Origin of the sequence: Streptomyces prunicolor NBRC 13075 (assembly GCF_000367365.1) — a bacterium.
GTDB classification, from domain to species: Bacteria; Actinomycetota; Actinomycetes; order Streptomycetales; family Streptomycetaceae; genus Streptomyces; species Streptomyces prunicolor.
In genome coordinates this window covers 57,205-71,358 of sequence record NZ_BARF01000110.1, presented here as the reverse complement: position 1 = coordinate 71,358, position 14,154 = coordinate 57,205, and the positions used below count along the sequence as shown (strand labels likewise).

General features: G+C 69.5%; 13 protein-coding genes and 2 pseudogenes. 5 read left to right on the top strand and 10 right to left on the bottom strand.

Features of this window, described 5'->3' with window-relative positions; translation table 11 throughout:
* Nucleotides 1-66: 66 nt before the first annotated feature.
* Nucleotides 67-941 (bottom strand): annotated as a pseudogene (locus tag SPR02S_RS57870) (Rossmann-fold NAD(P)-binding domain-containing protein).
* Between the two features lie 171 nt (nucleotides 942-1,112).
* Here SPR02S_RS57870 and SPR02S_RS57865 point away from each other — a divergent pair.
* Nucleotides 1,113-1,952, top strand: a complete 840-nt coding sequence (locus SPR02S_RS57865; RefSeq protein WP_245607742.1) for a helix-turn-helix transcriptional regulator — start codon at nucleotides 1,113-1,115, stop codon at nucleotides 1,950-1,952.
* Nucleotides 1,953-1,962: 10 nt separating this feature from the next.
* The gene (locus SPR02S_RS46050; protein WP_026151488.1) at nucleotides 1,963-2,661 is read left to right on the top strand and encodes a helix-turn-helix domain-containing protein; all 699 of its coding nucleotides are present in this window, start codon (nucleotides 1,963-1,965) and stop codon (nucleotides 2,659-2,661) included.
* On the opposite strand, the gene SPR02S_RS46045 is transcribed toward SPR02S_RS46050, so the two are convergent.
* The gene (locus SPR02S_RS46045) at nucleotides 2,658-3,056 is read right to left on the bottom strand and encodes a VOC family protein (RefSeq protein WP_019063825.1); all 399 of its coding nucleotides are present in this window, start codon (nucleotides 3,054-3,056) and stop codon (nucleotides 2,658-2,660) included. The genes SPR02S_RS46050 and SPR02S_RS46045 overlap by 4 nt on opposite strands.
* A 79-nt stretch (nucleotides 3,057-3,135) precedes the next feature.
* A complete protein-coding gene (locus tag SPR02S_RS46040) occupies nucleotides 3,136-3,771 on the bottom strand; it encodes a VOC family protein (RefSeq protein ID WP_019063824.1) in 636 nt (211 codons plus the stop codon).
* 288 nt (nucleotides 3,772-4,059) lie between these two features.
* Between SPR02S_RS46040 and SPR02S_RS46035 the strand changes: the two genes are divergently transcribed.
* The 3 genes and pseudogenes from SPR02S_RS46035 to SPR02S_RS61180 form a co-directional block, all read left to right on the top strand.
* A complete protein-coding gene (locus tag SPR02S_RS46035) occupies nucleotides 4,060-4,944 on the top strand; it encodes a 2-amino-3,7-dideoxy-D-threo-hept-6-ulosonate synthase (RefSeq protein ID WP_019063823.1) in 885 nt (294 codons plus the stop codon).
* Entirely contained in the window at nucleotides 4,925-6,034 is a 1,110-nt protein-coding gene (locus tag SPR02S_RS46030) for a 3-dehydroquinate synthase II (RefSeq protein ID WP_019063822.1), read from the top strand. Before SPR02S_RS46035 ends, SPR02S_RS46030 begins: the two co-directional genes overlap by 20 nt.
* Nucleotides 5,994-6,278 (top strand): annotated as a pseudogene (locus SPR02S_RS61180) (arylamine N-acetyltransferase); the annotation flags it as partial. The gene SPR02S_RS46030 and the pseudogene SPR02S_RS61180, both read left to right, overlap by 41 nt.
* A gap of 31 nt (nucleotides 6,279-6,309) precedes the next feature.
* Here the strand turns inward: SPR02S_RS61180 and SPR02S_RS46025 are convergent.
* From SPR02S_RS46025 to SPR02S_RS45995, 7 genes are all read right to left on the bottom strand, one after another.
* Complete coding sequence (locus SPR02S_RS46025; RefSeq protein WP_019063821.1) at nucleotides 6,310-6,753, bottom strand: hypothetical protein; 444 nt, start codon at nucleotides 6,751-6,753, stop codon at nucleotides 6,310-6,312.
* A 38-nt stretch (nucleotides 6,754-6,791) separates the two neighbouring features.
* A complete protein-coding gene (locus SPR02S_RS46020; protein ID WP_019063820.1) occupies nucleotides 6,792-7,856 on the bottom strand; it encodes a LacI family DNA-binding transcriptional regulator in 1,065 nt (354 codons plus the stop codon).
* Between the two features lie 179 nt (nucleotides 7,857-8,035).
* Complete coding sequence (locus SPR02S_RS46015; RefSeq protein ID WP_019063819.1) at nucleotides 8,036-9,628, bottom strand: glycoside hydrolase family 43 protein; 1,593 nt, start codon at nucleotides 9,626-9,628, stop codon at nucleotides 8,036-8,038.
* Nucleotides 9,625-10,530 (bottom strand): carbohydrate ABC transporter permease, encoded by a 906-nt coding sequence (locus SPR02S_RS46010; protein ID WP_019063818.1) that lies wholly within the window; start codon nucleotides 10,528-10,530, stop codon nucleotides 9,625-9,627. The genes SPR02S_RS46015 and SPR02S_RS46010 overlap by 4 nt, the downstream gene beginning before the upstream one ends.
* Nucleotides 10,530-11,414: a carbohydrate ABC transporter permease gene (locus tag SPR02S_RS46005; protein ID WP_019063817.1), complete on the bottom strand. Its 885-nt coding sequence runs from the start codon at nucleotides 11,412-11,414 to the stop codon at nucleotides 10,530-10,532. The genes SPR02S_RS46010 and SPR02S_RS46005 overlap by 1 nt, the downstream gene beginning before the upstream one ends.
* Before the next feature lie 10 nt (nucleotides 11,415-11,424).
* The gene (locus tag SPR02S_RS46000) at nucleotides 11,425-12,756 is read right to left on the bottom strand and encodes an ABC transporter substrate-binding protein (RefSeq protein WP_019063816.1); all 1,332 of its coding nucleotides are present in this window, start codon (nucleotides 12,754-12,756) and stop codon (nucleotides 11,425-11,427) included.
* Between the two features lie 188 nt (nucleotides 12,757-12,944).
* Nucleotides 12,945-14,036 carry a LacI family DNA-binding transcriptional regulator gene (locus SPR02S_RS45995; RefSeq protein ID WP_019063815.1) on the bottom strand — a complete coding sequence of 364 codons (1,092 nt, stop codon included), beginning with the start codon at nucleotides 14,034-14,036 and terminating at the stop codon, nucleotides 12,945-12,947.
* Nucleotides 14,037-14,154: the final 118 nt, after the last annotated feature.

Genomic DNA, 14,154 nt, shown 5'->3' with positions numbered 1-14,154 from the left:
CCGCGCGGGCGCGACCAGCCACAACGGACCCGCAGCCAACGCACCGGCCTCCCCTCCCGGGAGGGATTACGCCCCGCCCTTCCAAACACCCGCCGCCGCAGCCTCCCGCACGAACTCCGAGAACTCCCGCGGCTCCCGCCCCAACACATCCTGAACCCCCTCGGAGAGATACGAGTTCCGCCCATCCAGCAGCGACTCGAACAACTCCACCAGGAACTCCACTTCCGACACCGGCACCCCGAACCCCGCGAGAACCTCCCCGTACTGACGGGCAGACACCGCCCGGTACGTCAGCCGGCGCCCCGTCACCGCAGCGATCTCCGCGACCGCCTCCCCGAACGTCAACAACCGCGCCCCGGACACAGTGACCGCCTGCCCGACATACCGGTCCCCGCTAGTCACCGCCGCGACGACCACATCCGCGATGTCCCGCACATCGACTGGGGGCACCTCCCATGCCCTTAAGGCTATGGGGGAGGCTCCCGCACCGACCCACCGGGAAACACCAGTTCCCCACGATCCCGCAACCCCTCCACCAGCGGCCCCTCACTGAAGTTCTGCGCGAACCACGACGCCCGGACGACCGTCCAGTCCGCCCCCGACCTCCGCAACGCCTCCTCGGTGGGCCGAGCCCGCTCCTCCCCCCGAGCCGACAGCAGCACCAGCCGCCGTACCCCCAACCCGACCGCCTCCTGCGCGAGCAGCCCCACCGCGAGCCCCGCGTCCGGCGCCCCGACGTCCGAGGGATACACCAGGTACGCCGCATCGGCACCCCGCAGCGCATCCGCCCACGTGGACCGGTCCGCCCAGTCGAACCCCCGCGCCCGCGAGGCCTCCCGCACGGTCAGCCCCGCCGCCCGCGCCGCCTCCGCCACCCGGCGCCCGGTACGCCCCGAAGCACCGGTGACCACAATCGTCATGTTCCGCGCGTTCTGTGTCATGCCTTCCAGTCAACGCCCGTCCGCTGGCACGGACCATCGCTGAACGGCTCATTCCCATAACCGCGCGTCTACGCTGGCCACATGGACGCCCTGGCAGGCCTTCTGGAGGGTCCACGCGCGCGGGGCGCGTTCATGATCCGCGCGTGCTTCGACCCGCCGTAGGCGGTACGCATCGAGGACCGTGCCCCGCTCACGGTCATGCTCATGGTCCGCGGCGACGCCTGGATCACCCCGGAGGCGGGGGAGCGGGTACGGCTGCGGGCCGGCGACCTCGCCATCGCCCGCGGCCCGGACCCGTACACCTGCGGAGACGCCCCCGACACCGCCCCACAGGCCGTGATCCTGCCCGGCGCCGAATGCCACCACCCCGACGGCACCCCGCTCAACGGCTCCATGGACCTCGGCGTCCGCACCTGGGGCGACCGCCTCGACGGCTCCACGGTGATGCTCATCGGCACGTACCTCATGCGCGGCGAGATCAACGGCCGCCTGCTGGACGCCCTCCCGCCCCTCCTCACGCTCCCCTCCGAGGTCTGGGAGTGCCCGCTGACCCCGCTCCTCATGGAGGAGATCGTCCGCGACGAACCCGCCCAGGAAGTCGTCCTGGACCGCCTCCTGGACCTGCTGGTCATCGCCGCGCTCAGGGCCTGGTTCTCCCGCCCGGAGGCGAAGGCCCCGGCCTGGTACCGCGCACTGGCGGACCCCGTCGTAGGCAGGGTCCTGCGCCTCCTCCAGGACGACCCGGCCCTCCCCTGGACGGTCGCCTCCCTGGCCGCCAAGGCGGGCGTCTCCCGCGCGGCCCTGGCCCGCCGCTTCACCACCCTGGTCGGCGAACCCCCGATGTCGTACCTCACGGCCTGGCGCCTGGCCCTCGCGGCGGACCGCCTCCGCGACACGGAGGACACCATCGGCGCGATAGCGAGGCAGGTCGGCTACGGCAGCGCGTTCGCCCTGTCCAGCGCCTTCAAACGGGTCTACGGCGTGAGCCCGCAGGAGCACCGGTCGCCGTAGCCTGGTGGGTGTGTACGTGGAGAGGGCATCGCGGCTGCCCGGCGCGGTGGTCTGGAGCCGAACGATCGAGGCATCCACCGCCGGCCCGGTCCACCCCGTCCTGCCCGACGGCTGCATGGACCTCCTCTGGAACGAGGGCCGCCTGCTGGTCGCGGGCCCCGACACGCACGCGTACGTTCCCGGGACCGCACCCGCGCACTGGGTCGGCATCCGCTTCTTCCCCGGCACCGCGCCCACTTTCCTGGGTGTCCCCGCGCACGAACTCCGCGACCGCCGGGTCGACCTCGCCGACCTGTGGCCCGCCGCCGGGGTACGGCAGCTGAGCACCCGCATCGACACGGCCCCCGACCCTGTGACCGCGCTCGAAGAGGCGGCACTGGAACGCGCGGCGGACACACCCCCACCCGATCCGCTGCTACGACACCTCGTCGCGGCCCTCGACACGGGCCGCCCCGTCGCCGCCACCGCCGACGAACTGGGCATCGGCGCCCGCCAGTTGCACCGCCGTTCGCTGACCGCGTTCGGCTACGGCCCCAAGACACTCGCCCGGGTGCTGCGGCTCCAACGGGCCCTCGCGCTGGCCCGCGCCGGAGTCCCGTTCGCGCAGACGGCGGCCCGGTCCGGTTACGCGGACCAGGCCCATCTCGCCCGGGACGTCAAGGAGTTCGCGGGGATGCCGCTGGGCGAGCTGCTCGGCCGGTCCGGCTAGGCAGGCTTCAGCGGGGCGAAGAGGTCGACGCCGTTGCCGTCCGGGTCGTGCACGACGGCGTACCGCTGGCCCCAGAAGGCGTCCCACGGCTTGAGCTCTCCGCGGTGCCCGGCGCCGGTCAACTCCTGGTAGACCCGGTCGACTTCGGCGGGGTCGTCGCAGAGCAGGGCGAGCGCGGCCCGACCGCTGCCGCTGGGTGACCGCCAACCCGGGTGGAACGAGCGGACGGTGTCCTCCGTGTCCAGCAACAGCCGTAGCCCACCCGGCAGTTGGGCCTCGGCGTGCGGCTGTTCCTCGGCACCCTCGGCGAACCCGAAGCTGAGCCGGCGGTAGAAGGCGACAGAGGCGGCCATGTCGGAGACGACCAGGCCGATCGCGTCGAATCGTGGAGTCATGGGGCCACGGTAGGCGGGGGCGGGAGGGCTGGTCTTGAAGGAATCGGACCCGGTGGTCCGGTCGTGTCGGGGCGGCCGCTCAGCGGAAGGTCACCGGTCCACGCGGGGTGTCCACCGTGAAGGAGAGGCCCACCGGCCCCGCCGCCACCACCAGCTCCGCACCCACAGCCGACAACAACGGGCGGATCTCGTCCGGGACCGGGGCCGTCGCGGTCAGCTCCAGCAGAGGTACGACGGGCAGGTCCGAGGCGGTCGTCGGGTGGGGCGAGGAGCTCCAGTCGATGAGGAACGGCACCAGGCCGGAGGGATGCGCCGTGTCCCCGTCGGTGAGCCGCCACTCCAGCAGCGTGCCGTCGGGCCGGCGCCGGCTCATCGCGCGCACGGGCCCGGGGTCGTACCCCCGGGCACGGGCCGCCGCGACCGCCGCGTCCAGGTCGGGCGGGGCGACCGCCCAGGTCACCGTCCGGGCGATGGCCAGCCCGTCGACACCGAAGGGCCGGGGCCATGACGGCTCGGGCTGCTCCAGGTCAGGACCGATGATCTCCAGATACCGCGAACCGCCCAGCGAGACAAGGCAGTTGCGGGTACCGAGCCCGACATGGGCGCCGCCCGCGACCGGTGCGATGCCTGTGCGCTCGGTGAACTCGCCGACCGTCGCCGCCAGATCGGGGGTCGCGAGGACGAGGTGGTCGAGGCGTGCGGGAAGGGCGTTCATCTCGACCGAGGCTACGTGGCGGGGCCGTCCGCCCGCACGGCCACCGCGCCGGTGCGACGCGGCGACCTGCCGACGAACGGGGACGGGGCGCTGAACCAGGCCCCGAGCGTCCTGGTTCGTTCTGTTCGCAGGAGGGAACCGGGCTCGTCCCATGGCCGGATCGGCCGGGCCTCAACTGTCCTGATCCCTCGGTGAACCTCGCCCGGGTGGCAGCCGTAGACGACCACAGCGGGCGGCCCGACGAGCCCACTTCTGGAGACCGGACAGCCGGCCAGGCACGGAACGGGGATGGACTGGATGCAGATATTCGACGGCGCTTCGAGCGCCCGCACACTGAGGCTGCTGCGGCTCTACAGACGTAATCCGCGGCGCATGCTGGTCGTTCCCCTGGACCATCCGCTGACGGACGGGCCCATCGCCGGGGGCGGGTTCGGACTCAACCGGCTGGTCGGCCAGTTGGCGACGAACGGTGCGGGCGCCGTGGTCCTGCACAAAGGCAGTGTCCGCCGGGTGGATCCGGCCTGGTTCACGCAGATGTCGCTCGTCGTGCATTTGAGCGCGAGTACCGCGCACGCCCCCGACCCCGATGCGAAATGCCTCGTCGCGACCGTCGAAGAGGCGCTGCGGCTCGGCGCCGACGCGGTCAGCGTGCACGTCAACGTCGGTTCTCGGCAAGAGGCCCGGCAGATAGCCGATATGGCGGTCGTGGCGGAAGCGTGTGACCGCTGGAACATTCCGCTGATGGCGATGATGTACCCGCGAGGCCCGCGGGTCACCGACCCTCGCGATCCGGAACTGGTCGCCGCCGCCGTGACGGTCGCGGCCGAACTCGGGGCCGATCTGATAAAGACCTACGCCCTCGAATCCGATGTGGACATGCTGCGCCTGACAGCCTCCTGTCCGGTACCGATTCTGGTGGCCGGCGGCCCGCGGGTCGGCGATGAGAAAGCCCTGCTGGAATTCGTCGATTCCGCGCTTCGGTGCGGTGCGGCCGGTATCGCCATGGGCCGGAACATCTTCGAATCCGACAACCCGGTCGCTACGACACGTGAATTGGCCCGTCTTGTACACGGGGATGTGCCTCCGCCCGCTCCCGTGGAGTTCGGCGTGAAGAACCTGAACGACATGAACGGCATGAAAGAGATGGGAAATCGTGAAGCTCACGTGGCTTGATGTTCGCGGTGCCGCCGCCAAGCAGGCACTCCTCGAAGAGGCGTTGCACCAGCGGCTGGACGGCATCGTCTCGGACACCCTGGCGGACCTGGGTGACCTGCCCCCGACGGTGAAGAAGATCTTCTTCCCGCACGGTACGGAGTTCAAGGAGCTTCCCGACGATCTCGGCGCGGCCGACGTGGTGATCGTCGATCCGCGCGTGCACGGGACGCCCGCGGCACTCTCGGCGGTGTATCCGGGAGTCGAGTTCGGACGGTTCGTGGAGATCGTCGACGCGCAGACGCTGGAGGACGCCTGTCAGTCGGCCCGCACGGAGGAGTGGAGTCTGCTGCTGTTCCGCGACTCCACGAAGATCCCGCTGGAGATCGTCATCGCGGCCGCCGCCGGTGCCGAGGGCAGTCTGATCACCGTGGCCGGGGACGTGGCCGAGGCGGAGATCATCTTCGGGGTGCTCGAACACGGCTCCGACGGCGTGATGATGGCGCCGAACGCCGTGGGCGACGCCACCGCTCTCAAGCAGGCGTCCGCCGTCGTGACCCAGCCCCTCGATCTGGTCGAGCTCACGGTCGTCGCCACCGAGCATGTGGGCATGGGGGAGCGGGCCTGCGTCGACACGTGCAGCCACTTCCGTGAGGACGAGGGAATCCTGGTCGGCTCGCACTCCAAGGGGATGATCCTGTGCGTGAGCGAGACGCATCCGCTTCCCTATATGCCCACCCGGCCTTTTAGGGTGAACGCGGGGGCCATTCACTCCTACACGCTTTCCCGTGACGGGCGTACCCACTATCTCAGCGAGCTGAAGTCCGGCAGCAAGGTCATGGCCGTCGACGTAAAGGGCCAGACCCGTATCGTCACCGTTGGACGGGTCAAGATAGAGAGCCGGCCGCTCATCTCCATCGACGCGAAGTCCGATGACGGGCGTGCCGTCAATCTGATTCTCCAGGACGACTGGCACGTACGGGTGCTCGGCCCGGGCGGAGCGGTGCTGAACAGCACCGAACTCAAGCCCGGCGACCGGGTGTTGGGATATCTGCCCGCCGAGGACCGCCATGTCGGCTATCCCATCAACGAGTTCTGCCTGGAGAAGTGAGAGCGTCATGGACGAAGAACTCATCGACGCCTATCTGGAACGCATAGGCGCCAAGCGGCCGGAGCGAGTCGACGCGGACGCCCTGCGCCATCTGCACGAGCGCCATGTGCTGTCCGTTCCCTTCGAGAACCTGTTCTTCCTTCTCGGGGAGCCGATCCCGTACTCGCTGGACGCGGTCAGGAAGATCGTGCACGAACGGCGCGGCGGCGGGTGTTTCGAGCTGAATTCGGCTTTCGCGATGTTGCTGGAAGCTCTCGTCGAGACGGCGGCCCGGCTCACTTGGCCGGGCGCCACCGGAACCAGTGGTCGACCCCGTCGAACCGGTAGCGTTCGTCCCCGTTGTCGAACCGCACCTCACCCACGAGCCGGCGAGCACCCTCCGGCTCCTGACGGTGCGGCGCGAGGAGCAACTGCAGTTCGTCGTAACGGGCATCGATCCCTCCGTGCCCCGGATGCTCCTCCAACCCGGCATCGGAAACCTCGTAGGTGACGTAGATCGCCCACTGCTCGCGCTCCATCGCCACCGCCACCTCGCTCGCGGGCCACACGACGTATTCGTCGGCCTCGTCGGTGCCGTCGTACTCCCATCCCTCGTAGTAGTGCGGGACACCGTCGACGAGCGCGAGTCCCTTGCGCGGCCCGTCGTACCACTCCAAGTCCACGTACGTGGGCTCGAAGCCGTCCGCGATCAACTGCTGCTTGTCCCATGACCTGGCCACACCGGCAGGCTACCGACCGGCGAGCCCCGCATCCATGGTCACGATCTACGGTCGGTGTGCCGGCCGCCCGGCGCCCCCGTACTCGCCCGCTCCACCAACCGCGTCGACAACTCCGTCCGCGTCCCCTCCGGCCGGTCCCCGTCCATCAGCCGGACCAGCAGCCGCAGCGCCGTGGCCGCCATCTCCGACAGCGGCTGCCGGATCGTGGTCAGCGCGGGAGTCACCCAGCGGGACTCGGGAAGGTCGTCGAAGCCGACCACGCTCATGTCGTCCGGGACGCTCAACTCCCGTTCCACCAAGGCCTCGTAGACCCCGAGCGCCATCCGGTCGGAGCAGACGAAGACCGCCGTGGGCGGCTCGGGCAGATCGAGGAGTTCGCGCATACGGCTGCGGGCCATGGCCTGGTCGAAGCCGCCGTGGCGGATGTACTCGGGGCGCACGGGCACCCCGGCCGAGGCGAGCGCGGAGCGGTAGCCGGCGACGCGGGCGCTGCTGCACATCTTGTGGCGGTGACCGGCGATGACGGCAATGCGGTCGTGGCCCAGGGCGAGCAGATGCTCGGTCGCGGCCACCCCGCCCTGCCAGTTGGCCGCGCCGACCGACACGACACCCGGCGGCGGCTCGTGCACGGGGTCGATCATCACGAACGGGATGCGGTGCTGGTCGAGCCAGGCGTACTGGGACGGCGTCAACTCGGCCAGATTGAACAGGACTCCGGCCGAACCCCGGCCAACCAGCTTGTCCAGCCAGCCCCGTTCGGGCCGTTCGGCGCGCGTCCGGGTCAGTCCGGCCGACACCACCACCTCAAGTCCCGCCTCGTACGCGGCTTCCTCCACCCCGTGCAGCACCGCCCCCGACCAGGAACTCTCCAACGAGTGCACGACCAGATCGACCAGCGCGGGCGCCTTGCCCGCGTCGAACCGCGGCCTGCGCACATACCCGAGCCGCTCCAGCGCCTCGGTAACCCGCCGCCGCGTCTCCGGCGCCACGTCCTCCCGGCCGTTGACCACCTTGGACGCGGTCGGCACGGACACCCCCGCCTCCCGGGCCACCACCGCCAGCGTCGGCCCTGCCGTCACGCTCGCGCTCCCCGCACGGACCATCGGGTACCGCCTCTCCAGCCCGCCCGAGGGCCAACGAAAGTTTCGACCAGCGCCGCTTCCCCGGCCCGGCCACCAGCCGTCCAGAAAGCGCTTCCTACGATAGGTGCGCGCCAACACGGCGGGAAGACCAGGGAGTTCACCCGATGGTGCCGACCCGGCCTTTCGAAACCCCGAACAGTTCAGCCGACCGTGCAGTCGAGACAGAACCGGCTGAAATCGGCGGTGAACCCCGCGCCGACCAGATCCCACACATGGATCCCCGCCATCGCACCGGTGAACCGCAGCCGCGACCCGTAGTCGTCGGACAGCCGACTGAAGTCCAACTCCGGCCCCACCGGCGCCCGAACCCCGTCCCGCACATACCAGAACCGAGCATCGGCCCCCTCGACCGTCACCCCCAGCACCAGCGGAGCACGGCCATCCACCGCTAGGACGGCCACCTGCCGGGTGCCGCCCTCGTCCCGCTCGACCAGGCTCAGCACCGTACGGCCACCACCCCGCCACTGCTGCCCGCGTTGCCGCTCACCCTCGGGCTCCGCCCAGGTCAGATGCAGGCTCAGATACGCCTCGGCGCCGTACCAGAGCACCAGCCCCGCCGCCTGCGTGAACGTCAACGGCCGTGCCTCGACCGTGACTTCGGCCTCCGCCCGGTGCTCGGTGATCCGCTGGGCGAGCACACTGTGCGCCCACCGCGACTCCGGCCCGTGCCGTCCGCGCAGCCGGATCCAGTCGGGGCGGGTGGTGGTGTCGGCCCAGGAGGAGTCCGGGTAAGCGCGCGGGCTGCTCCAGGGCCAGCCCAACGGGCCGTCGGAATACGGGACTTGGTCGACCGGAGTGGGACTCGACGCCACGTCCACCTCGACCGCCGGATGCCGGCCGCCCTGCCGTAGCCTCGGCCAGCCGTCCGCGTCCCAGGTCACCGCCTGGATCGCGGTCTCCCGGCCCAGGGTGCAACGCGGCCCGTCCGGGGTCTGGACCGGTCGTGCCGCCAGGTGGCTCAACACCCAGTCCCCGCCCGGAAGTTCGACCAGCTCGCCGTGGCCCGCCTTCTGCAACGGCACCGACGGGTCGTCCCGGGACGTCAGCAAAGGGCGGTCGTCGAGCTCGTAAGGACCGGTGACCGTACGGCTGCGTGCCACCAGCACCCCGTGCTCGAACCCCGTGCCGCCCTCCGCGAGCAGCAGGTAGTACCAGCCGCCCCAGCGCACCAACTTCGGTCCCTCCACGAGCCGTTCGTGCTGGAGCAGCAGATGGGTCGCGCCGGTCGGGGTGAGCGTGTCGTGGTCCAACTCGGTCGCGACGATGCCCGCGAAGCGCCGACCGCCGGGGCGACAGTCGTTCTGGAGGTTCAGCAGCCAGAGTCGGCCCTCGTCGTGGAAGAGCGCCGGGTCGAAGCCGTGGCTCGCGACGCGCTGCGGGGCGGCCCACTTGCCGCCGACATCCGCCGCCGTAGTGATGTAGGTGTCGGCGTCGAAGTACGGCGTGCCCACCGAGCGGACGATCGCGTACGTCATCCAGAAACGCTCGCCGTCCCAGCTCAGCGAAGGTGCCCAGATGCCGCCCGAGTCCGGGACGCCCGCCAGGGAATCGCCGGGGACCGCGCCCCGCACATGGCCCGCGTACTCCCAGTGCGCGAGGTCCCGCGAGCGGTGGATCGGGATCGTCGGGAACCACTCGAAGGAACTGTTCGCCACGTAGTACCAGTCGCCCACCCTGACCATCGAGGGGTCGGGGGCGAAGCCGCGGACAACAGGGTTGTGCAGCAAGGTCACTTGAGGGCTCCCAGGGTGACCCCGGTGCGCCAGTAGCGGCGCATCGCCACCATCATCACGGCCATCGGGACGATGGACAGCAGCGCGCCGGTCAGGACCAGGCTGGTGAGGTCGACGCCCGACTCCAGGCGTTTGCCGGACCAGTTGTAGAGGCCGATGTTGAGCGTCCAGTTCTCCTCGCCGCGCAGTACGGTCAGCGGGAGGAAGAAGGCGTTCCAGGTGTTCACGAAGGCGAGGAGGAAGACAGTTGCCCCGCCCGTCGTCATCATCCGCAGCACGATGCTGAAGAAGATACGGAGTTCGCCCGCGCCGTCGAGGCGTGCGGCTTCCAGGAGTTCGAAGGGGACCGTGGCCTCCGTGTACACCTTGGCGAGGTAGACGCTGAACGGGTTGATCAGGCAGGGGATCAGCATCGCCCAGGGGGTGTCGACCAGGCCGATCTTCGAGAACATCAGGTACAGCGGGAGGGTGAGCAGCGCGATCGGGATCAGGAACGAGCCCACCACGCACGCGAACACCGCGCTGCGGCCCGGGAATTCGAAGCGCGCGAGGCCGTAGCCCGTCGCGAGGGCGATGAGCGTGCCGCCCAGGGACCCGACTCCCGCGTAGAGGAAGGAGTTTGCGGTCCAGCGCAGGAAGATGCCGTTCTCGTAGGTGAAGACCTGACGGACGTTCGCCCACAGGTGCATGCCGGAGAACCAGAGGCCGTTGCTCTGGTAGAGGCCCGTGCGGTTCTTGGTCGCGGCGACGATCAGCCACCACACCGGGAACAGGCTGTAGGCGCTGGCCAGGACCAGGCCGACGAGCAGGAAACGCTGGCCGCCGCGTGAACGGGCCGCCGGGTCGGGCTTGTTGAGGCGGCGGACCTGATGGGCGTTCCGGCGTTCTTCGATGAGGGTCATCAGTCGGCCTCCTTCGCGGTGAGCCGGTAGAAGAGGAAGGAGGCGAGGCCGAGGATGAGGGCGAGGAGGACCGAAAGGGCCGCCGCGTAGTGGTAGTTGCCCGCGTTGAACGCCTGGTTGTAGATGATCATGATGGGTGTGAAGCTGTCGTTCACCGTCTGCGGGGTGACGTTCCGGAACAGCGCCGGCTCGTTGAAGATCTGCAGCATCTGGATGATCGAGAGCATCCCGGTCAGCACCAACGCCCCCCGTACGTAAGGGATTTTGATGCTCGTCGCGACCCGAAACTCGGAGGCGCCGTCGAGGCGGGCCGCCTCGAACAGGTCGCGGGGGACGCCCTGGAGCGCCGCGTAGATGATCACCATGTTGTAGCCGATGCCGTGCCAGGTCAGCAGGTTGCCGATGGACGGCCAGACCATCGAGGGCGCGAAGAAGTTCCAGGACAGCCCGAACACCTTGCCCAGTGGCGTCAACGGGCCGACGTCCGGGCTGTACAGGTTGATCCACACGATCGCCGCGACGACCCCGGGGATCATGTACGGCACGAGGAGGAAGATCCGGAAGCGGCCCGCGGCCTTCGAGGACAGCGCGTCCAGGAACAGCGCCAGCAGCAGGCTGATGAGCAGCATCACCGGGAGCTGCACACAGGCGAACAGCACCACGCGCAGTACCGAGTTCATGAACGCCGAGTCGGTCAGGCCCTGTTGGTAGTTGTCCAGGCCGGAGAACTTCTGCGTGGAGCCGCCGAGGCCGAGCCCCGACTGGTGCTCCACGAACAGCGACTCGTAGACGGCGTACCCGATCGGTATCAAGTACAGGAAGACGAAGCCGAGTTGGAAGGGCACCGTGAACGCGGCACCCTTCCAGCGCTGGGAGCGAATCATCGGTGCTGCCTCAGCCCTTGACGCTGATACCGCGGGACTTCAGGTCCTTGACCGTCCACTCCTGCATGTGCGCCAGCAGATCGGTGACCTTCTCCTGCTTGTTCATCACCTTCGCCCAGCCGGTCTGCAGCTCGGTGAACATCGCGGTCCAGTCCGGGCCGAACACCCAGTCCGAGGTGACGGTGTTCAGGCTGTCGGTGACGATCTGCTTCGCGGGCTCGTAGTTCGTGCCGAGCAGCTTGTCGGAGATCGCCTCGGCGACATAGGCATTGCTGTCGGCCAGCGCCGGCATCACGCCGTTGCCGGTGGTCGGGCTCGCCATCGTCTTCACCGCGCCGGTGTTGGTCGACATCCACAACGCGGCCTCGGCGGCCTGCTGTTGATGCGCGCACTGCTTGGTCACCAGCGTGACGCCACCGCTCTGGTTGGTCCCGGCGGGTGTCTTGGCGGCCTCACCCGCGAACGCCGGCCAGGGCGACAGCGCCCACTTCCCGTCGGACTTGGTGAAGTTCTGCACCATGCCGGCCATCTGCCAGGTGGAGATCTGCCGGGTCGCGGTGCCGCCGTTGTCGTAGTTGCGCTGTACGGCCGCGTAATCCGCGAAGGAGAGCTTGGAGTTGAGGTCGTTGTCGATGATCTCCTGGATCACCCGGGCCGCCTTGAGGCTGCCCGCGTCCTGGAAGTCGACCTTCCAGGAGTTTCCGTCGATGGCGTACCAGTGTGCCCCGGCCTGCATGGAGAGGACTTCCAGGGTGCTCGGGTCCTCACCGGCGAAGTTGGTGATCTTGATGCCGTGCTTCTTCAGGACCTTGCCCGCGGCGATGAACTCGTCCCAGGTCGTCGGCGCCTTGAGGCCGTACTTCGTGAAGACGTCGGTGCGGTAGATCGTGAACGCGGGGGCCGAACTGGTCGGCACGCCATAGGACTTGCCCTGCACCTGCGCACTGGCCCACGCGCCCGCGTTGAACTTGGCCTTGTCGGCGGAGACGTACTTCGAGATGTCGGCGAGCGCGCCCTGCGAGACCCAGGTGGTCACGTACTCCGCCGTGTTCTGCACCAGGCAGGGCGCGTTGCCGGCCTTGACCGCGTTGGTGAGCTGCTTCTGCATCGTCAACTGGTCGGTGACCTTGGTGTACTTGAGCTTGATGTCCTGGTGAGCGGCGTTGAACGCCTTCACGACCGCGTCCTGCCCGTTGGCCCAGCCCCAGAAGGGGAGGGTGACCGGACCCGAGGACGCTTTGTCCCCCGAGCCGGATCCGCCGCAGGCGGAGAGCAGACCCGTCAGTGCGAGGCTCGCGACGGCTGCACGAGCGAACCTTCTCCGGGGGCTGGTGATGTTCATCAGACCGTGTTCCTTCGGAAGAGAAGAGGTAGAAACCGGTTGCTGCGAAGGTAGGCAGGGTGGCCTGTTCGGAGCAAGAGGTGTGCAGCAAGTTGTTTCCATGTCCCTGGACAGACCCCTGCTGGCCAGGGAGTTTGAAGGGAAACCGGTTACGTAACGAAGGATCTTCCGGGGATCTTCCGGTGTGCCTAGTCGCGTCGCGCGGGCGGCCGTACCGAGTTCCGTACGACGACATGCGTGCCCAGGACCAGATGGTCGCCGTCGTTGCCCCTGCGTCGGCCCGTGCCGCCGCCCTCGCGCCGGTCCGCCACCGCGCGCAGCGCGACCCGGCCCATCTCCTCGTACGGGACGTGCACGGTGGTGAGTTGCGGGGTGAGCTGGGAGGCCAGCGGGATGTCGTCGTAGCCGACGATCGACACGTCCTCGGGCACCCGCAGCCCCGCCGCGCGCAGTGCCTGCATGGCGCCCGCGGCGACCACATCGGTCCCCGCGAGCACCGCGGTGAAGTCCACGCCCTCCTTCAGGGTGTCCTCCACCGCCTCGTACCCGTGCTCGTAGTCGTACGGGCCGTGCCGCACCATCCCCGGGTCGAACGGCACGCCGTACGCCTCGAAGGCCCGTTGCGCTCCCCTCAACCGGCCCTGGGCGGTGGTGAGTTCGGAGTGCCCGGGCAGGACCAGGACCCGGCGGTGGCCGGCCGAGAGGAGGTGGCTGGCCATGGCGTAGGCGCCGCCCTCGTTGTCGTAGTCGACCGTCGTCGCCGGGACGTCGCCCTCCAGGGGCGGGCGGCCGACGAGCACGAGGTGCGATCCCGCCGCGTCGAGGGAGCGGGCGAAGCCGGCCATGCGGAGTTGGTACTCGTCGAAGTCGTACGCCCCACCGAGCAACACCACGGCGGCGACGCCCTGTTGGCGCATGAGGTTGACCAGCGCTAGCTCGCGCTCGGGGTCGTCGCCGGTCGTGCCGACCAGGGAGAGCCAGCCGCGCAGGGTGGCCGCGCCCTCAACTCCCTTGGCCACGTGGGCGAATGCCGCGCCGGTGATGTTGTTGATGAGGATCGCCACCGTGGGCGTACCGCCGCCGGCCAGCGAACGGGCGTGCGCGTTGGTGACGTAGTCCAGGTCGCCGACCACCTTCAGCACCCGGCGGCGCAGCTCCTCCGACACCGGGTAGTTGCCGGACAGCACGCGCGAGACGCTCGCCACGGAGACCCCGGCGCGCTCCGCGACGTCCCGGATCGTCGCCCGGCCGACGTCGCCCGACGCCTTGCGCTGACTCACCGTAGGGACTCCTTCACCATGACCGTGTTTCCACCGGGCGCCCTGGGGCCTGCTCCGGCGCCGGTCCGGAAACCGTATCCCACGGTTGTTCCCGGTGCGCCGGCCTGTGGACGGCGCG